This window comes from Acinetobacter sp. C26M (genome assembly GCF_023702675.1).
Taxonomy (GTDB): domain Bacteria; phylum Pseudomonadota; class Gammaproteobacteria; order Pseudomonadales; family Moraxellaceae; genus Acinetobacter.
The window spans coordinates 3,593,600-3,613,678 of the sequence record NZ_CP098478.1 but is presented as its reverse complement, the minus strand read 5'-3'; the positions used below and the strand labels follow the sequence as shown (position 1 = coordinate 3,613,678).

Genomic DNA, 20,079 nt, shown 5'->3' with positions numbered 1-20,079 from the left:
ACGGAGAAAAAAATTGAAAGACTTGCTCGATATCATGCGTAAGAAAACGGATTCAGAAGGTCATGCACCTGTTGAATTTGACCGTATCCGTATTGGTCTTGCGTCGCCAGAGATGATTAAGTCATGGTCTCACGGTGAAGTTAAAAAGCCTGAAACCATTAATTACCGTACTTTTAAACCTGAACGTGACGGTTTATTCTGTGCCAAAATCTTTGGTCCAGTAAAAGATTACGAATGCTTGTGTGGTAAATACAAGCGTATGAAATATAAAGGCGTCATTTGTGAAAAATGTGGCGTTGAAGTAACAACTGCGAAAGTTCGTCGTGAACGTATGGGTCACATTGAGCTTGCTTCTCCAGTTGCACACATCTGGTTCTTGAAATCATTACCGAGCCGTATTGGTTTACTTCTTGATATGACATTGCGTGATATCGAGCGCGTATTGTATTTCGAATCTTATGTTGTTACAGATCCGGGTATGACTCCGTTTGAAAAGTACCAACTTTTAACAGACGAAGAATACTACAATGCACTTGAAGAACACGGTGATGAATTCGCTGCGAAAATGGGTGCAGAGGCAATTCAAGATTTATTGAAAGATATCGATCTTGAAGCAGAGATTGCGCGTTTACGTGAAGAAATTCCTCAAACAACGTCTGAGACGAAACTTAAGAAATCGTCTAAGCGTTTGAAGTTGATGGAAGCTTTCAACGATTCGAACAACAAGCCAGAATGGATGGTGATGAATGTACTTCCAGTACTTCCACCAGACTTACGTCCGCTTGTACCACTTGAAGGTGGTCGTTTCGCGACTTCAGACTTGAACGATTTATATCGTCGTGTGATTAACCGTAACAACCGTTTGAAGCGTCTTCTTGACCTTGCGGCTCCAGACATTATCGTACGTAACGAAAAACGTATGTTACAAGAGTCTGTAGATGCGTTGCTTGATAACGGTCGTCGTGGTCGTGCGATTACAGGTTCGAACAAACGTCCATTGAAATCTTTGGCAGACATGATCAAAGGTAAACAAGGTCGTTTCCGTCAAAACTTGTTAGGTAAGCGTGTTGACTATTCTGGTCGTTCGGTAATTACCGTTGGTCCTACTTTACGTCTTCATCAATGTGGTCTTCCGAAGAAGATGGCACTTGAATTATTCAAGCCATTCATTTTCGCGAAACTACAAGCATCTGGCCAAGCAACAACCATTAAAGCTGCGAAGAAAATGGTTGAGCGTGAGACGCCGGAAGTTTGGGACGTTCTTGCATCTGTAATTCGTCAACATCCAGTGATGTTGAACCGTGCACCAACACTTCACCGTTTAGGTCTTCAAGCATTTGAACCGATCTTAATTGAAGGTAAAGCGATCCGTTTACACCCACTCGTATGTGCTGCGTTTAACGCCGACTTCGATGGTGACCAAATGGCGGTACACGTTCCATTGACACTTGAAGCACAGTTAGAAGCGCGTGCGTTGATGATGTCAACCAACAACATCTTGTCACCTGCAAATGGTGAGCCGATCATCGTTCCTTCTCAGGACGTTGTATTGGGTCTTTACTACATCACACGTGATGCGGTAAATGCCAAAGGTGAAGGCATGGTGTTTGCGGATACACATGAAGTTAACCGTGCCTTAGCGACTGGTAAAGTTGCGATCCATGCACGCGTTAAAGTACGTGTACACCAAACTGTGATTGATGAAAATGGTCAGCGCGAAAAGCAAACCATTATCGTTGATACAACACCAGGTCGTTGCTTGTTGTGGGAAGTTGTGCCACAAGGTTTAAGCTTTGAATCGATCAACCTTGAGATGACCAAGAAAAACATCTCTAAGTTAATCAACTCTTGCTACCGTAAGCTTGGTTTGAAAGATACTGTTATCTTCGCTGACCAATTGATGTATTTGGGCTTCCGTCAAGCGACGCGTTCAGGTGTATCTGTAGGTATGGAAGACATGCTTATTCCACCAAATAAGCACACGATTATCGACAAAGCTGAAACTGAAGTTCGTGAAATCGAACAACAGTTTGAACAAGGCTTCGTAACTGCGGGTGAGCGCTATAACAAAGTGGTCGATATTTGGGCACGTACCAATGACCAAGTTGCGAAAGCGATGATGGACAACTTGTCTTATACACTTGTGAAGAACAAGCAAGGTGAAGACGAGAAACAAAAGTCATTCAACTCAATTTATATGATGTCTGACTCGGGTGCCCGTGGTAGTGCGGCGCAGATCCGTCAGCTTGCTGGTATGCGTGGTTTGATGGCTAAGCCAGATGGCTCGATCATTGAGACTCCAATTAAAGCAAACTTCCGTGAAGGTTTGACAGTACTTCAGTACTTCATCTCAACACACGGTGCACGTAAAGGTTTGGCCGATACTGCATTGAAAACTGCGAACTCTGGTTACTTGACTCGTCGTCTTGTAGACGTAGCACAAGATTTAGTTATTACTGAATCTGATTGTGGTACAGCTGGTGGCCTAGTGATGACACCATTCATTCAAGGTGGTGACGTTATTGAACCATTACGCGATCGCGTATTAGGTCGTGTAACTGCTGAAGATGTACGTCGTGCATCTGATGATGAGGTTGTACTTCCACGTGGTACGTTAATTGACGAGAAAATTGCTGCTCAGCTTGAAGAAGCGGGTGTCGATGAAGTTAAAGTACGTTCAGTTATTGCGTGTGAATCTGCATTCGGCGTATGTGCGAAATGTTACGGTCGTGACCTTGCACGTGGTCACTTGGTGAACCCAGGTGAATCTGTTGGTGTAATGGCTGCACAGTCAATTGGTGAACCTGGTACACAGTTAACGATGCGTACGTTCCACGTTGGTGGTGCTGCGAGCCGAACTTCTGCTGCAAACAGTGTTCAAGTACGTAACAAAGGTACTGTACGTTTCCACAACGTGAAAACTGTACAACATGCCAAAGGTCACTTAGTGTCAGTTTCACGTTCAGGTGAAATTGGTATTGCGGATGATTTAGGTCGTGAGCGCGAGCGTTATAAACTTCCTTACGGTGCAAGCATCTTGTTGAAAGATGGTGAAGCTGTAGAAGCTGGCGGTATCGTAGCGACTTGGGATCCACATACACATCCACTTGTTACTGAGGTTGCGGGTAAAGCACGTTTCAGTCAAATCGCTGATGGTGTAACTGCAACTTCTAAGACTGATGATGCAACAGGTATGACCACTGTTGAAATCTTGCCTGTAACAGCTCGTCCTGCTTCTGGTAAAGATTTACGTCCTGCAATCGTGTTGGATACAACCGATGGCGGCGAACAGTTCTACTTCTTACCACAGAATACAATCGTAACAGTTCGCGATGGCGGAACGATTGGTGTGGGTGATGTCATTGGTCGTGTACCACAAGAATCTTCACGTACTCGTGATATTACCGGTGGTCTTCCACGCGTAGCTGACTTGTTCGAAGCGCGTAAGCCAAAAGAACACGCTATCTTGGCAGAAGTGTCTGGTATCGTGAGCTTTGGTAAAGAGACCAAAGGTAAGAACCGTTTAGTGATCAGCCCAGATGATGGTTCTGAGATCTATGAAGAATTGATTCCAAAATGGCGTCAAATCAACGTGTTCGAAGGTGAGCATGTGAACCGTGGTGAGACAATCTCTGATGGTCCACAAAACCCACATGACATCTTACGTTTGAAAGGTGAAGTTGCATTAACCAACTACATCGTGAACGAAGTTCAAGACGTTTACCGTCTCCAAGGTGTAAAAATCAACGATAAGCACATTGAAGTTGTTGTACGTCAAATGTTGCGTAAAGTTGATATCACAGATGGCGGTGATACAAGCTTCATCAAAGGTGAGCAAGTGGATTACATCCGCGTTGTTCAAGAGAACCAAGCTGTCTTGGCTCAGAACAAGTTCCCTGCGAAGTTTGAACGTCAATTGATGGGTATCACGAAAGCATCGCTTTCTACAGACTCGTTCATCTCTGCTGCATCGTTCCAGGAAACAACACGTGTGTTAACTGAAGCGGCTGTAACAGGTAAAGAAGATGATTTACGTGGCTTGAAAGAAAACGTGGTTGTGGGTCGTTTGATCCCAGCGGGTACAGGTCTTGCTTATCACTTGGAGCGTCGTCGCCAAGAAGCAGAAGCTGCTGAATTTGAACTTCACAACGATTTCAGTGAAGTTGACCAAGCATTTAGTCAAGCGTTGAACTCAGACCAGTTCTAAGTTTTAACGCATTGAAAAGGCACCTTCGGGTGCCTTTTTTTGTGGAAAAATGAAGCAGATGTTACAAAAACGCATTAGAGCTTCGGTATTTGATTACTTAATCAGAATAAACAGTTCATTAAAGCATACTATCCTATGCACATCTGAGGAGAGGAATAGTTCTAATGAAAAAAATGATGATGATTGCTGGTGTTGGTTTGATGTCAACTACGCTATTTGTTGGTTGCCAGAATGCGAGTCCGGAAAGCAAACGTATTGGTTCTGCTGCAATTGGTGGTGGTGCTGGTGGTGCGGTCGGTAAAAGTGTTGGTGGTAACTTAGGTGCGGGTCTTGGTGCTGCAATTGGTGCTGGCGTAGCTGCAAATGCCAAAGGTTCAAATAGTAAAAATACTCGTAACAGTGCAATTGGTGCAGGCATTGGGGCGGCGCTTGGTGGCGCGGTACTCGGTGGAGAGTCTGGTGCAGCAGTAGGTGGAGCACTTGGTGGTAGTGCTGGATCAGCTTATGGTGAGAAAAAAGGCAAGTACTAAGCCCATATAGAAAATCGCTTGATGACTGAAGCAATTTATCTAATTCAGCTTCAGTATCTAAGTGGTTTCTTAAGTAAACTGGTCTTTTCTCAGTGATCACAAATGCATTGCTGAGAAAAGCTAACAAGCTAGAATCCCATTTATAAATCTGATTTGAATTGAGCATAAGCAAAACAATAATCCAAATGCTACATAACTAGCATATTCATACTGATGCTATTTTATTGCGTATTGAGCGTATCTTTATTCGACTGCTTCATAAACAATCATCCTTTACAAAATATCAATCGATTAGGACATTGTGATAACACAATGTGATCAAATTCCCCATAAAAGAAGATTATGCTTTTCACTAGAAGGTATAGAAGTGAGTATATAGTCATGAAAAAAACAATTGGTTTAGTTTCTACTTTGGTGCTATCAGCGGTTATGTTTACAGGTTGCCAAAATATGAGCGCCTCTGACCAACGTATCGGTGCGGCTGCACTCGGTGGTGCTGTCGGTGGTGGCGTTGGTAACCATGTTGGTGGTGGTCTTGGTGCCGGTGTAGGTGCTGCGGCAGGTGCGGGTGTTGGTGCTAATGCCAAAGGTGGTAGCAGCAATTCAACGACAAGCAGCGCGATTGGTGCGGGTATTGGTTCAGTGGTCGGTAAAGCTATCTTTGGTGGCGATTCTGGTGCTGCAATTGGTGGTGCAATCGGTGGTGGTGCTGGTGCCGCAATCCAAGAGAAAAAGAGATAATTTCTGATCATCAGATTCAAAAATGCCTGCTATTGATAGCAGGCATTTTTATGTGAATGGTACTAAGCACTGGCTTTGGGTTTTTTACGACGGATATAAAGAACCTTTTCAACTTCTGCGATTCGTGTTCCTGCATCATCAACAATATTCAATGTGTAATGGCGTAGAACAGGGTCATGATTCTCAGCCAATTTCTTGATTTCAGTGATTTCATCGCGACTGAGCTGAATCTCAGCATATACGGTATTACGACCCGGTGAGAGAAAATTAATAGTGGCACTTTTATCCCAAACAATATATTTATGTCCTAGGTGATGAATCAGAATCAGCATATAAAAAGGGTCGACCATTGAATAAAGGCTACCGCCAAAATGTGTCCCTACAATATTGCGGTTACGTCTCGTCAATGGCATTTTGACTCGGATGTAATAATCATCTAGATCAATGGTTTCAATTTCAATTCCAGCCCCACGATAAGGGGAATAGTGGTTCAGCATAAATTTTGAAATTGCGGGAATGGTTCGAATTCTTTTGAAAAAGTCTTTCATGGTCAATTTTTTTTCTTGCAACTCTATTCATACTCCATAAGTATCATTTTTATTGCATCGCTGGCAATGGCTGTTTTATGAACAGCCGATAGAAAACAAAATGGGAAAAAATTATGCAAGCACAAGTCAAAACAGTTACAACATCGGATCAGCAAACACTGTGTGTGAAAACATGGGGAGATGAGAAAAAAACGCCTTTGGTTTTAGTGCATGGCTATCCTGATAATCAGGAGGTATGGGAGCCAATCATTGAGAAGTTGGTCAATGATTATTTTGTGGTGACTTACGATGTTCGTGGTGCAGGTCTTTCTTCTATTCCAAAGCGTATCAAAGATTATCGTTTGCCGCGTTTATCACTCGACTTACAAGAAGTCGTAGATCAAGTTCTACCAAATCGTAATTTCCATATGGCAGCGCACGATTGGGGTTCTTTACAGTCTTGGGAATCTGCGACTGAACCAAAATTAAAAGGTCGTTTATTGTCTTATACGACGATTTCAGGTCCATGTTTAGACCATGCATCTCTGTATTTACGTGAAAAATTTAAATCTGCACCAAGCAATGTATTAAAAATGCTGACTAAATCTTGGTATATCGGTGCTTTCCATTTACCTTTAGTTGCACCAACAGTATGGACATTCTTTAGTCCAGAAAAATGGGGCAAGATCTTAAGTGGTTTGGAAAAGAAGAAAAATTTACCTCTAAATGCCAATATTGTAGCGGATGGTAAATATGGTATTAATCTTTATCGTGCCAACTTTATTCCTTCATTGACTCAGCCTCGTCAACGCTATGCACAATGCCCTGTACAAGCGATCGTGTTACAACGTGATGCCTTTGTCAGCCCTGAATACATTACTGAATCAATGCCGAAATGGGTGGAAAAATTTGAGTATGTAGAACTGGATGCCAATCACTGGGCAGTATTGAGTCAACCAGAAAAAATTGCTGAACTGATCCGTCAGTTCGTGCAACGTCAAGCTGCTTAAGGCTTTAGTGGATTTATTAAGCTAAAAATCACTTAAGATTAGCAATAAGACGGCGATATTTTCAGCTAGGTTTTAATGAATCTGCTAGAATGTCGCCTTTTCTTTGCTCCTGAATTTATTCATGAATGCTGTCGTAATTGCGATTGCCGTGATGTTTATCCTGTCACTGGCACGAGTTTCTGTTGTTCTCACTTTGGTGATTTCAGCCATTATTGGGGGCTTGGTCGCTGGTCTAAGTCTTTCTCAAACGGTAGAGGCATTTAATGCTGGCTTAGGCGATGGTGCTGAAGTTGCATTGGCCTATGCGGTATTAGGTGCTTTTGCATTGGCATTGTCCAAGTCAGGTTTACCTGATTTGCTTGCGCATAAACTGATTGGTTTGTTGGGGATGGAAGCTGGTAAAATTCAGCAAAAAAAGGTGAAATATCTGTTATTAACCATTTTGTTGATTGCTGCGATTTTCTCTCAAAACTTGATCCCAGTGCATATCGCCTTTATACCTGTTCTGGTTCCACCTCTATTAAAAGTGATGAACCATTTAAAACTGGATCGACGTGCGGCAGCATGTGTAATGACTTTAGGTCTGGTCGGAACCTATATTTTCCTGCCTGTGGGTTTTGGTGCGATCTTCCTTGAGCAGATCTTGATGGGCAATATCAACAAGATTGGCGCAGCTTATGGCTTGCATGTGGAACGAGGCATGATGCCAATCGGTATGGCGATTCCAGTCTTAGGGATGGTGATTGGTACTTTAGTTGCGGTATTTATTAGCTATCGTAAGCCGCGTATCTATGTTGATCGTTCAATTACACCAGTCAAAACCATTGACCTAGACAAACCTTTGAAAGTCACTTCACAAGCAGAATATGATCTCAAAGCTGATGCTGAAGAGCTGAAGCAAGAAGCTGAGAATGTACCTTATATCTCCAAGAAAACCATGTTTATGGCTGTGCTTGCGATTGGTTTAACTTTGGTTGCACAGCTCTATTCCGGTTCGATGATTCTGGGCGGCTTAGTTGGTTTTGCAGTGTTGTCCGCGTCAGGTATTTTTAAATGGCAAGATGCTGATGACGTATTTGTACAAGGCATGCGTATGATGGCGCTGGTAGGTTTTATCATGATTTCTGCGGCAGGTTTTGCCTCAGTGATGACCCATACCGGCGATATTACCCATCTGGTTAATGGCGTGGTGCATATCATTGGCGACAACCATGCACTTGCAGCGTTCCTGATGCTCTTTATCGGTTTGTTCGTGACGATTGGTATTGGTTCATCGTTCTCAAGTGTGCCTGTGTTGGCAGTGATTTATGTGCCTTTGTGTGTACAGTTTGGTTTTTCACCTTTAGCAACAATCGCTTTAATTGGTACCGCTGCGGCATTAGGTGATGCAGGTTCACCTGCATCTGATTCGACTTTAGGACCAACAGCTGGTTTAGGTGTAGATGGTCAACATGATCACATTTGGGATACTGTTGTGCCGACCTTTATACATTTTAATATCCCGCTACTTATTTTTGGCTGGATTGCCGCAATGGTTTTATAATGAAAATGGCTCTTTAAGAGCCATTTTTTATGCTTGTATATTTTTTGGAGTTAAAATATAAAAAGTATCAGTATTTGACATTTTTTGTCTATTTTTTAATCTGGTTTTATAATGTGGTTTTAGTATTAAGTTTTATGTGATTATATTTTTTAATTCATCTAAATTGAATTTTTCTAAAAACTTTATCTAATATTTAAAATTGATGTATTCTGATTAAAATACTAGGTTTTATAGTGATTTAAGTGGACTAAAATAGTCTGAATTAATAAATATTACATATTTTAACAATTATATTTTATTAATATTCAATATATTACAAAATGGATTTAAATGGTCGGAATTAATAAGTATTGCATAATGTAAAAACCCGTGTTTATTATATTGAACAAGAACATAAATTGTTAAAGAGGTTGTTTTAATGTTAAAGAAAGCATTGGTTGTAGCATTATTGGGGTTATCTTCAACTGCATTTGCAGGGGGCTTTCAAGTTAAAGTAGGTGCGAGTTTAATTGATCCAACTGCGGATGTAACTTTAAAGCCAGGTGCAACTGTAAAAGGGGATTACGAGTTTGCATTTACGCCATCGGTTGAATATTTCTTTGGTGAAACGCCATTCTCAGCTGAAATTTTATTGGCGACACCTGTAAAGCATGATGTTTTATTAAATGGTGAGTCTGTTGCGAGTGTTCGCCATTTACCACCAACAATTACAGCGAAATATAACTTTAAAAACTCAACTCGCTTTACACCATATATTGGTGTCGGTGGTACAGCCTTCATCCCTTGGCATGAAAAGGGTGTAGCGAAAGATGTAAAAGAAGCATTTGGTTTTGCCGGTCAGTTAGGTTTTAACTTCCAGCCTGCTGATGCGAAAAACTGGGGTGTTTATGTTGATGTACGCTATGCAGACATTAGCCCAGAAGTGACCTTGGTCGATGGTACTAAATTTGATTTAGACCTCAACCCAGTGGTGTATACATTAGGTTATAGCTACAAGTTCTAAGTCAGTGAAAGATTGAAGAACCTCACCTTGTGTGAGGTTGTTTATTTTTGCAATTTGAATATAAAACCAATACAGGCTTCAACACTTGAGTTTTGTATGCTGAGACATAAGCTTAAATAAAAGTGAATGATCCATGATGAAAAAATTGATAACAACAGCATTATTACTCACACCCTTATTATTTTTGTCCCAAGCTCAGGCTGCGAGTTTCTCTTGTAAAGCAGCGAAGCTAAAAGCTGAGCAACAGATCTGCAATGACCGCAGTTTAAATGATGCTGATGTCAAACTTGCGACCACCTACCAAATCATTCTGCATGCTTTACCTATGGGCGGGCGTGATGCAGAGAAAGATCAACAATTTAAATGGTTAAAACAGCGTAATTCTTGTGCTGCGAATAGCCCTTGTCTGAAGCGTGCCTATGCACAAAGACAGCAACAGTTAGATCAACTTCTACAGACGCGAGTCTTGAGTCAAGGTCCATTCTAATTGTAACTTTTGTGCGATTTTTAGCTGAAAAATAAACATCAAGGATTGAAAAATCCAAGATATGCACCATTCATAAATCATTCCAAAGATATAAGCACAGATAAGGAGTGATTTATGAGTGAGCAAGTCGCACAGAATTATAGTTTCCAAGCTGAGGTTGCTCAGTTATTGCATTTAGTGACCCATTCACTGTATTCCAACCCTGAAATTTTCTTACGTGAATTGATTTCAAATGCTTCGGATGCTTGCGATAAGTTACGTTTTGAAGGGATTAATCACCCTGAATATTATGAAAATGATCCAGAGTTACGTGTCCGCGTTAGCTTGGATAAAGACAATAAAACCTTAACTATCTCAGATAACGGGATTGGTCTAAGCCAACAAGAAGCCATTGATAACTTAGGTACTATTGCAAAGTCTGGTACCAAAGACTTTATGTCTAAGCTAACAGGTGATCAAAAATCAGATGCACAGTTAATTGGTCAGTTTGGTGTTGGTTTCTATTCAGGCTTTATTGTTGCCGATAAAATTACCGTTGAATCACGCCGTGCTGGTGTAGACGTGGCAGATGGTGTGCGTTGGATTAGCGGTGGTACAGGTGAGTTTGAAGTTCAGCAAATTGATAAAACCACACGCGGTACAGACATCATCTTGCATTTACGTGATGATGCACTTGACTATTTAGAGTCATGGAAAGTTAAACAAATCATCAATAAATATTCTGACCACATCAGCTTGCCAATCGAAATGCAAAAAGAAGTGTGGCAAGAGGAAGAAGTCGCTGAAGGTGAAGAACCGAAAGGCGGTCAAATGGTCAAGACTGATGAATGGGAAGCGATTAACTCAGCGAGTGCGTTATGGACGCGTAACAAGAGTGAAATCACTGATGAGCAATACATCGAGTTTTATAAAAACCTGAGCCACGATTTTGCAGAACCTTTGGCATGGGCGCATAACCGTGTGGAAGGTAGCACTGAATATACTCAGTTACTCTATATTCCAAGTCAGGCCAAACAAGATTTATTTACCCGCGAAGCAAAAGCAGGCATTAAGCTGTATGTGAAACGTGTATTTATCTTGGACGAAGCAGATAACCTCATTCCAAACTATTTACGTTTTGTTCAAGGTGTGGTCGACAGTGCAGACTTACCGTTGAACGTTAGCCGTGAACTTTTACAAGAAAGCCGTGATGTGAAAACCATTCGTGAAGGCAATGCGCGTCGTGTATTGGCTCTAATTGATGGTTTAGCCAAATCGGAAGATGAGAAAGACCAGCAGAAATTCAAGACTTTCTATACTGAGTTTGGTTCAGTCCTCAAAGAAGGTTTGGGAGAAGATACAGGCAATCGTGAACGTATCTTAAAATTATTGCGTTATGCGACTTCAAATAATGATGAGATCAGTACTTCTTTTGCCGACTACAAGGCACGCATGAAAGAAGGACAGAAAGCAATTTATTATGTCACTGCGGATAATTTAACGGCTGCGAAAAACTCGCCACAACTTGAAGTATTCAAGAAAAAAGGCATTGAAGTGTTACTCATGGCGGATCGTGTTGATGAGTGGGCGATGAACTTCGTGTTTGAGTTCGATGGCACGCCATTGCAGAACGTATCTAAAGGTGCCGTCGATCTTGGTGATTTGCAAGATGCTGAAGAGAAAAAAGCTTTAGAGCAAGCGGCAGAGCAGTTTAAACCTGTGGTTGACCGTTTGAGTAGCTCGTTAAAAGACAAGACTAAAGAAGTGCGTGTTACCACGCGTTTAGTGGACTCTCCAGCATGTTTAGTCACAAGTGAAGGTGAACTTTCTCCACAGCTAATTCGTATGTTGAAACAAGCAGGCCAAGCTGTTCCTGAAATTAAACCAACTTTAGAAATTAACCCTGAACATCCTTTGGTGAAAAAATTAGAGAACACAGCACAGTTTGATGATTTGGCCAATGTAATCTTTGATCAGGCTGTGATTGCAGAAGGTGGTTTACCAGAAGATCCAGCTGCCTATGTCAAACGTATTAATAGCTTATTATTGAACTAAGTCATTTGATCAAAAACCTCTACTTCGGTAGAGGTTTTTTTATGCGTATGGATAACTTTAAAGTTATCCACAGTGGTGTTGCTATTTTCATCAGAAGTGAGCTTCAAAGCTCATTTGATAGCTGAAATGACTGTCCTGCTTATCGGCAGGAACATTTAAGTAATTTAGATCATTTTGCATATACAGCCAGTTACGCCAAATGGGACGTTTCCAAGAAAAATAAGGACCCCATTGATTGACTCGAAGTTCTTTCTTTTCATAATCACCTTCACTGACAATGCCATAGCTCAGGTTATCTTTGGAGAGCAAATACAACTTTTGGAAAGTCCGATTACGCCAAGTGTAATCTTCATCTTGGGTTTTAGACAGATTGAACTGAGTCGAAAATAGTGCTTGTTGCTGAAACGTCTGGGTTAAATTGAGGTTGGTTTCGGCATAGTTTTTACTGCTTGAGCCATAACGAAAGATTTGTGCAGTATCAAGATTGAGTCCTGATGGTAAGAGCCATTGCTTCTTGGCAAGAAACTGAACATAAATATCCGTATTGGAGTTCGAACCTAGGTCTAGATCATTGTTAAAAGGTAACCAGCTTGAAATTGTACTCCAGCTCGCGCTGACGGGATTGGGGGGATTGATATTTTTATGTGATTGATGATGCTTGGTGTTTTTACCAAGCTTTTTTAGCGGAGGAGGCTGCTGTGCGCGTTGCCATAACGAGTCTTCACCAAAAACCGCCATCAACTCCTGGCTCAGTTGTGCATCACTGAGTTGATTTTCTAATCTTTCTGTTGGAATATCACAAGTAAGCGTCTTAGTCGTTTGTCTTTCAGTTCGATGATGCCCAGGATATTGATTTAAAAACGCATTTGATGTGCGGGTAAAATGTCTACTGAGCGGTAAAAACATTGGGAAGAATGGTGTCAGTAGCTCACCGAGGCAAAGATTGCCTACAATCAATAAATACACAGCCAAAGCGTATCGTTGATACATGTTCAAGTGAAGAAAAATAAAAGAAAACAAGCTTAGCAGTTTAAGCTTAATTATTTATTTGCTGCGCTTAATTTCTTCTAAATAAAAATGCCCACTTGAAATTTCAAGTGGGCATTGTGATATGACATTTCAGTACTAGAATAAGGTTTCAAGTCGAACAAAAGTACTAACAAAGTGATCGCGATCTTCGCGATGATCATTAAAGTAATTAAGATCGCCTTGTACATAGAACCATTCGCGCCAAAGCGGTTGTCGCCATGATACAAAAGGCCCCCAGCTGTTTAAACGTAACTCATTATTGTTGTAGTAGCCTCCAGTATAAATCCCATAGTTAAAGTTGTTATGGGCAAAGAACTGGTGTTGACGGAAGGTACGGTTATCCCAAAGTAAATCATCATCCTGCTTATCTGCATAGGTCAGGCTGAACTGATTGGAGATAAAGGGTTGATTTGGACGTGCATGAATCAACTCTAAATTAGTACGCAGATAATTTTCACTTTTGCTGCCATAGCGATAAATCTGTTCAGCGTTGAAGTGGAAGTCATTGCGCAATTCCCAATGTTTTTCCGCTCTTAAGCGAGCATAAATATCGCTACCCGAGCGAATACCGATATCAGCATCGGTTTCAAAAGGGAGCTTCTTGGAAAAATTTGACCAACGTAAGGCTAAGGAGCCATTACTATCTCGGGTTTGTTTGGAGTCGAATTTTTTATCTGGATCTGAATTAGGTTGATTATTGGTATTGGCAACATTATTTTTAAACTCATCATCGAGAGAGTCATCACCAAATACCACGCTGACTTTTTTCTCTAGAGTTGGTAATTTAATTTTACCGCGAATACGAGGTTTAACCTCATAACCATCATGTTCATTCCAGTAGTTATCTAGCATTACTCGGATAGTGGCTGAGGCAGGATTTTCAGGATCGACATCGCCAAACCAATCATCAATTTTGACTGAAGTACGGTCTGCCCATTCGCGAATACTACGTTGCTTTTTATCCGCCCAAGTTTTGTCTTCAGTTTCAGCAGTCGCTGGGACAGTGGATTGATCGGATTGTGCTGGAAAGATCGTTGGCGTGGCGTCGACCCAGCGTGGAATATAGTCCAATGCATTTTCATCACTATTTACCGTGGTTGAATTTGCAGCAGAATTTGGCTGCTGGTTTTGAGCATTGGTTCCTGCGTTGGTAACATTCAGTGTACCCAGTGACAGTGTTAGCAACGCAAAAAAGATACGTGTCGGTACCATTTGCTGTAAATTATTCATAATGAAGGCTTATATATTGTTCTTATGTTAACTTTTGATGATTGGGGCAATAAAAGCAAGTATTGGACACAAAAAGCAGCAATTTAACAGTATAAAAATGCTAGAAATCATAAGGGTTTAGTGAAATAAAATGCGATAAGCGGATCCAAATCCTTTTGGAAAAACCACCGGTGGTTCAGTTGCAGCATTAGATCAGGTGAATCAAAAAAGTGTTGCTATACTCATTTAAGATGATTCAGGGAGAGCGCTATTTTCTAGTGCCTGGTAAAGATCGTGTACCGAAATGGGTTGTGGCAATCGGCTAATCACCTGACGAATGAGTTGCCATGTATAGCCATCCGCACGGTCTAATAATAGATAAGGATAGGCTTGATCTTCATTGGATAGCTGCACACGTTCTAAACCATGAATCACACGGATTTTATGACGCTCTCGCAGCAAAATCACGGGAGTAAAGAAAGTCGCAGAAGTTTCATCAAAGGGGATGAATTTCTGTACGTTGATAAAGGATGCTGGAATATAAGGATAAACACGCTGATCACGTTGCCAGACCAAAGTGCCATTCATAATACACTCATTAAACAAGGTCTCATGTTGATGATAATGTTGTTTAAAGTTATTCCAGCTGGTTTGATGAATAGAGCTGGTTCGAGTATGACGTTGATCGGTATAGGCTTGTAAAATCGTGGTTGCATATTCAACACTATGGGTTCCGACCAAGACCACATAATGTGAAAATTGACCTTGCGCATAGAGCTGTTCGGCAATAAAAATTTGTGCTGATCCCCAAAGTGGTTGTGCTTCGTTTTCTGCTTTGAGATAAAGCCAATCAATTTTTATATTTTGATCAATTTCATTATGTAAATCGACCCGATACAGTGACGGGAAAGTACGCGCATCAACACGTTCCAAGCGGCAAAGTAAGCCATCTAAACTAAAATCATTCAATGCCAATGGTTTGGCCTTGTTAAGATTTGCAGAAGCGACGGGACTTTGTCTAAAACTCGGTTTCACCCGTGTAGTGGCCTGAGGAGAAGGTGTCACCTGAGCAGGTTGAATTTTTTCTTGAATAATTGCATCGAGTTGTGACTGAAAATGAGCCGTTTGTTCCTTAATAATAGATAAGCTATCTTTATTTTTGCTTTGTTCAGCATGTGTCGCTTGAATAGGTTCCAAAACAGGGATCAGATTCTGTAATTCGTGGTCTGTTTTAACATAGTCACTGGCATGGCTCTGTAACCATTGTAAGGCATCTTGAGATGAATTTAGCCAAGGACTTTTCAGGAATGAAAGTGCAGGACGAATCACCCAAACTTGCCAATGTTGTGCTTGACGTAATGCGGCCCACCCCATATCTGCCGAAGCAAACAAGGCATTTTCTACGCGACCCATAAAGTTATACGTACCACGGTAAGTCAAGCTGTAGCCGTAATGTGCTAAGTCATCGGCAGAGAATTCTTCATTGAGAATAAATTCTTTAAATGGGCTGAGCTGATCCTGAAAGTGAGGGTCATCGCAAGATGCGCAAATGTCTTTGATGCGTTGTTTTGATTTAGCAATTTCAAAAAGTGATGTTTTATCATCATTCAGCCCGTCGACGAGGGTTTTGAGCTCATCAACCAAGAGTGCTTTCTCTAATACGTCCATCGATTGTTTCCTTAGAGATAGGCTTGAGCCTGTTTTTAAATCATGAATTAGGATAAATGACAGCAATTTCAAACAAGTTGTAATCAGTTATAGTCGATAAAGTATGCTGTCTTATACGAGTGACAAGTGCTTTGATCCTCTGATCTATTTGTAATTTGACCTGTGTTAAAAGGTATCGCCACTCAATATTTTCATCACAAAAGATTGTCACTTTATGACGATTATAGAAGAAAAGGAGGCAAAATCTATAGCGGTCAAGTTAGTATAAAATCTCATTTGCGTATTCTAAATCGAGATATAGATCATGGTTTCTCTTTGAAAATAAAAACATTTTAAAATAATAAATCGAATAAATAGATCATAAGATAAAAACTCATCTATAAATTTATGGATGAATTGTGATCACTTTCACATATCTATTGGTGAAAAGCTCAGCAAATAAGAAATATGTCATTATTGAAATGATCATGACCGTCGATAAACGGTATTTATTCAAAGATAAAAGACTGAAACAAAAGGGGAATGTGAAAATTTAGAGCTTAAAAAACCGCTTTCATGCTGAGATGAAAACGGTTTTAGGACTAATCTGGCTTAAGGCTTAATTTCGCATTGGTCATCATTACATTGAGCTGCATCGCTTTGCTCAATTTCTTCAGTTGATTCTGACTGCGCTTGTTGCATTGCCTGTAAGAAAATCTCACGTGGTTGTGCACCTGAAAGTGCAAGTTTTTGATCAAAGACAAAGAATGGCACGCCAGTGACTTTGAGCTGCTCATGGGCAATTTGCTCATCATGACGTACAAAATCTGCAAGTTCATCTGAATCCAGTACATATTCCACTTCGGCATTGTCTAGGCCGATACGTGAGGCGATTTCTTCAACCACTTCACGTTCACCAATTGCAAGACCTTCAGTCATGTAAGCATGGAAGAATGCTTCTTTTGCTTCATTTCCCAAACCCTTGCTTTGTGCAAGATGAATGATGCGGTGTGCATTGAAGCTGTTGCCTGAATTGGCTTTCTGCCATTGAAAATCGATACCCTCTACTGCTGCCATAGCAGCAACATTACGTTCCATTTCCTCCATTTCAGCATAGCTACGACCATACTTTTTGGCTAAACGTTCAGTATTTGAGGTGTCGTGTTTAGCAGGTGCATTTGGATCCAGTTCAAAGCTATGCCAGTGGATGTCTAATTCAATACCTGCTTCTTGGGCAACATGTTCAAGACGCTTTTTACCGATATAACAAAAAGGACAGACCACATCTGACCAAATATCTACACGCATGGTGGATCTCTTCAATTCTCGTTAAACAGATAATAGGGGCGAATGTGTAGAATTTAAAGCGATGAAAATGTAATGCTCCGTTACGAGAAGTGAAATAAAAAGGTATATAACTACATGTGTTTTATCAATTAAACTCAGATTCAGAACATAAAAAATATAATTAAACTTGGAGGCAATATGCGCCGTTTTTTATTATTTATTACAGTTATAGTGCTTTGTATCGGTTCATTTTTCTTTTATCAGCATATTCTGAAACAACGAGCCATCAATAATCAGCAAATGTTTGAAGTGGTGATGGCTGAGAAAATGCGTGAACTTTATGATCAGGCACAAGACTGGTCAACACCCGTACAGCTGGATATTCATGATGATCGTTTATCTGGCGATTATAAATTGATGTCTGAGTTTTTGCTGAATTACTGGATGCAGAATGTAGAGGCCCGCAATCGTTATTTACGTGAACTCAAAGCCGCCAATTGGGATACTTTTCTTAATGTTGAACGATTAGATCTAGATCGAAAACAGGGCTATAAAAATACGGAACAGATGTTTGTGGATGTGCGCAAAGCATCAGCGGAGTATGAACAAGTACGACAACAGATTCAGACCAGTTCAATGCAGCAGGCAAAAAGTTTGGCAATTCATAATGAAATGAGAAGCTCGCTCCTAGCAAAATTAGAACATAATCTGAAAGCAGATAAAGCCCATGACATTTTTCCGATTGAGCAGCAGATTATTGAAAAGGCACAAGCCATGTTCGATATGCTGAAAAAATATCAGTGGCAACGAAAAGACAAAATGATTCTTTTTGCTGAAACAACACAGGTGAAAAAGTTTAATGGACTCTATCAAGATGTATTAAAGCTAAACGCCAAGATGGAGAAAATCAAACAAAACAATGCTGAAGTTTTAGAGGATGAGTTGTAACAGAGAGTGATAACCCACAGGTAGAAGTCGAAAATATGAATCTATGGCAGTTGTTTCATAAAGTTAAACCTTTTGTACTTCCTTATAAGTGGTTGGTTGCAGTTACACTTATGCTGACCTTGATCGGTGCGTTGACTGCACAGGTGAATGCATTAACTTTGCAATATGCTGTCGATCAGATCAATGCCGTGGTTGAATCAGGGCAGGGCTTAAATGCAGGCTGGCATATCCTGATTACCATCAGCGTGATTTTATTGAGTAAAGAAGTGCTGAATATTTTCATTCAGTTTGGGCAGAAATTCTTTGGTGAGAAGTTAAGGATTCTGATTTCACAGGATGTAGCACAGTCGATTATCGTGAAATTCCTACAATATCGTCTGGCTTTTTTTACCCAAGATGACAATCAGGCAGGGAAATTACAAACCCGAATTGATCGAGGTATTGGATCGATTACCCGATTGGTACAGATCTTCTTTATTGATATTTTTCCATTGTTTAGTAGCGCGATTATTGCTCTGTGTCTAATGTTCTACGCCAACTTCTGGATTGGCTTGGTGGCGTTAAGCATTGTGCCAATTTATTTCTGGATCACCTTTAAGCAGGCGCAGAAACTCAGTGGTACACGACGTAATTTACGTGATGGTCGGGAGCGTAAAAGTCAGGGGACTTTAAGTATCATTCAGTCAATCACGGTGATTAAGTCATTTAACCGTGAGCAAATTGAGGCGGAAAAACAGCTGACCTTGCAAAAACAACTGACCGATGATCAGATGCGAACTCGCCAACTTAGCTTTCTGTTTGATGGTTTAAAAACCTTTATTGAACAGATTGGTGTCGTTTTCATTATCATTTTAACCGCCTATTTTGTTTTGGTCGGTGATATGAGCATCGGTATGATCATGTTTCATATTCTGCTATTCAATAATGTCTCAGCACCGATTCGCTCTCTACATCGAATCTATGATGAAGTGAATGATGCAATGATTTATGCGGAAAGCTTTTTCAAAATTTTAGAAGCAGATGATGAAATAGAAACTTCTGGAGAACTGAAACCTCAGCCACTGACAGGTAAGTTTGAACTCAAGCAGGTGAACTTTTTCTATCCCAATGGCTATCATGCGCTGAAAGATATTAATTTAACCATTCAGCCGAATAAGATTACCGCGTTGGTTGGATTGTCTGGAGCTGGTAAATCAACCTTAATTAGCCTGCTAGATAAATTTTATTTACCTCAGGCTGGCGAAATTCTACTGAATGGAAGCGCATTGACCGAGATTGATACCCAATATCTACGCGACCATATTGGTCTGGTACTGCAAAAGAATCATATTTTTCAGGGAACGATCGAGGAAAATATCCGTTACGGCAAGATGGATGCAACACAGGATGAAATTATCCTTGCTGCAAAAAAAGCTTCGATTCATGAGCAGATTGTCAAGTTACCACTGGCGTATCAATCCGATGCCTTATTACTTTCAGGCGGTCAGCAACAACGGATCGCCATTGCACGCATGTTCCTGAAAAACCCACCGATTATCTTTCTGGATGAACCAACAGCAAGTCTGGATGCGATTGCAACCGAGCAGATCAAACATAGTTTGGATGAGATCAAGCAGGGGCGGACTGTGATTATCATCTCGCATAGCTTGTCGCAGATTATAGATGCGGATTATACCTATGTGATGCAGGATGGCATGATCGTGGAACATGGTGAACATCATCAACTCTATCAGCAACAAGGGGTGTATAAGAACATCTTTGATGCGATGGCGAAGAGTCTTAATATCGAGAAGATTTCCAAGACCTTTGAAGGGGATGATGAAGAGGAAACACATAGTTAGTCACCTCATCATCCCCTTATAAAAAGCTTTATTTGA

15 protein-coding genes are annotated in these 20,079 nt (G+C 40.7%); 10 read left to right on the top strand and 5 right to left on the bottom strand.

The window, feature by feature from the left end; translation table 11 throughout:
- Positions 1–13: 13 nt before the first annotated feature.
- From rpoC to NDN11_RS16600, 3 genes are all read left to right on the top strand, one after another.
- Entirely contained in the window at positions 14–4,207 is a 4,194-nt protein-coding gene (gene rpoC, locus NDN11_RS16610; RefSeq protein WP_251110261.1) for a DNA-directed RNA polymerase subunit beta', read from the top strand.
- Positions 4,208–4,371: 164 nt separating this feature from the next.
- Entirely contained in the window at positions 4,372–4,737 is a 366-nt protein-coding gene (locus NDN11_RS16605; RefSeq protein ID WP_167250266.1) for a DNA transfer protein p32, read from the top strand.
- Between the two features lie 381 nt (positions 4,738–5,118).
- A complete protein-coding gene (locus NDN11_RS16600) occupies positions 5,119–5,478 on the top strand; it encodes a YMGG-like glycine zipper-containing protein (RefSeq protein ID WP_167250268.1) in 360 nt (119 codons plus the stop codon).
- 62 nt (positions 5,479–5,540) lie between these two features.
- On the opposite strand, the gene NDN11_RS16595 is transcribed toward NDN11_RS16600, so the two are convergent.
- On the bottom strand, positions 5,541–6,026 hold the full coding sequence (locus tag NDN11_RS16595) for a DUF4442 domain-containing protein (RefSeq protein WP_167250586.1): 486 nt from the start codon (positions 6,024–6,026) through the stop codon (positions 5,541–5,543).
- 113 nt (positions 6,027–6,139) lie between these two features.
- Here NDN11_RS16595 and NDN11_RS16590 point away from each other — a divergent pair, with 113 nt between their 5' ends.
- From NDN11_RS16590 to htpG, 5 genes are all read left to right on the top strand, one after another.
- On the top strand, positions 6,140–7,015 hold the full coding sequence (locus NDN11_RS16590) for an alpha/beta fold hydrolase (protein ID WP_251110260.1): 876 nt from the start codon (positions 6,140–6,142) through the stop codon (positions 7,013–7,015).
- Positions 7,016–7,136: 121 nt separating this feature from the next.
- Positions 7,137–8,558, top strand: a complete 1,422-nt coding sequence (locus NDN11_RS16585) for a Na+/H+ antiporter family protein (RefSeq protein WP_251110259.1) — start codon at positions 7,137–7,139, stop codon at positions 8,556–8,558.
- 418 nt (positions 8,559–8,976) lie between these two features.
- Entirely contained in the window at positions 8,977–9,561 is a 585-nt protein-coding gene (locus tag NDN11_RS16580; protein WP_167250274.1) for an OmpW/AlkL family protein, read from the top strand.
- A 136-nt stretch (positions 9,562–9,697) separates the two neighbouring features.
- Positions 9,698–10,048, top strand: a complete 351-nt coding sequence (locus tag NDN11_RS16575; RefSeq protein ID WP_078197554.1) for a lysozyme inhibitor LprI family protein — start codon at positions 9,698–9,700, stop codon at positions 10,046–10,048.
- A gap of 114 nt (positions 10,049–10,162) precedes the next feature.
- Positions 10,163–12,082 carry a molecular chaperone HtpG gene (gene htpG, locus NDN11_RS16570; protein WP_251110258.1) on the top strand — a complete coding sequence of 640 codons (1,920 nt, stop codon included), beginning with the start codon at positions 10,163–10,165 and terminating at the stop codon, positions 12,080–12,082.
- Between the two features lie 90 nt (positions 12,083–12,172).
- Here the strand turns inward: htpG and NDN11_RS16565 are convergent, their stop codons facing one another.
- From NDN11_RS16565 to NDN11_RS16550, 4 genes are all read right to left on the bottom strand, one after another.
- Positions 12,173–13,072 carry a selenocysteine synthase gene (locus NDN11_RS16565; protein WP_251110257.1) on the bottom strand — a complete coding sequence of 300 codons (900 nt, stop codon included), beginning with the start codon at positions 13,070–13,072 and terminating at the stop codon, positions 12,173–12,175.
- A gap of 135 nt (positions 13,073–13,207) precedes the next feature.
- Positions 13,208–14,341 (bottom strand): hypothetical protein, encoded by a 1,134-nt coding sequence (locus NDN11_RS16560; protein WP_251110256.1) that lies wholly within the window; start codon positions 14,339–14,341, stop codon positions 13,208–13,210.
- A gap of 225 nt (positions 14,342–14,566) precedes the next feature.
- Positions 14,567–15,988 (bottom strand): hypothetical protein, encoded by a 1,422-nt coding sequence (locus tag NDN11_RS16555; RefSeq protein ID WP_251110255.1) that lies wholly within the window; start codon positions 15,986–15,988, stop codon positions 14,567–14,569.
- Between the two features lie 591 nt (positions 15,989–16,579).
- Positions 16,580–17,275 (bottom strand): DsbA family oxidoreductase, encoded by a 696-nt coding sequence (locus NDN11_RS16550; protein ID WP_167250284.1) that lies wholly within the window; start codon positions 17,273–17,275, stop codon positions 16,580–16,582.
- 177 nt (positions 17,276–17,452) lie between these two features.
- On the opposite strand from NDN11_RS16550, the gene NDN11_RS16545 reads away from it, so the two are divergent.
- Together NDN11_RS16545 and NDN11_RS16540 are read left to right on the top strand one after the other, a co-directional pair.
- A complete protein-coding gene (locus NDN11_RS16545) occupies positions 17,453–18,202 on the top strand; it encodes a hypothetical protein (RefSeq protein WP_251110254.1) in 750 nt (249 codons plus the stop codon).
- Positions 18,203–18,237: 35 nt separating this feature from the next.
- Positions 18,238–20,043, top strand: a complete 1,806-nt coding sequence (locus NDN11_RS16540; RefSeq protein WP_251110253.1) for an ABC transporter ATP-binding protein — start codon at positions 18,238–18,240, stop codon at positions 20,041–20,043.
- The last annotated feature ends 36 nt before the right edge of the window (positions 20,044–20,079 follow it).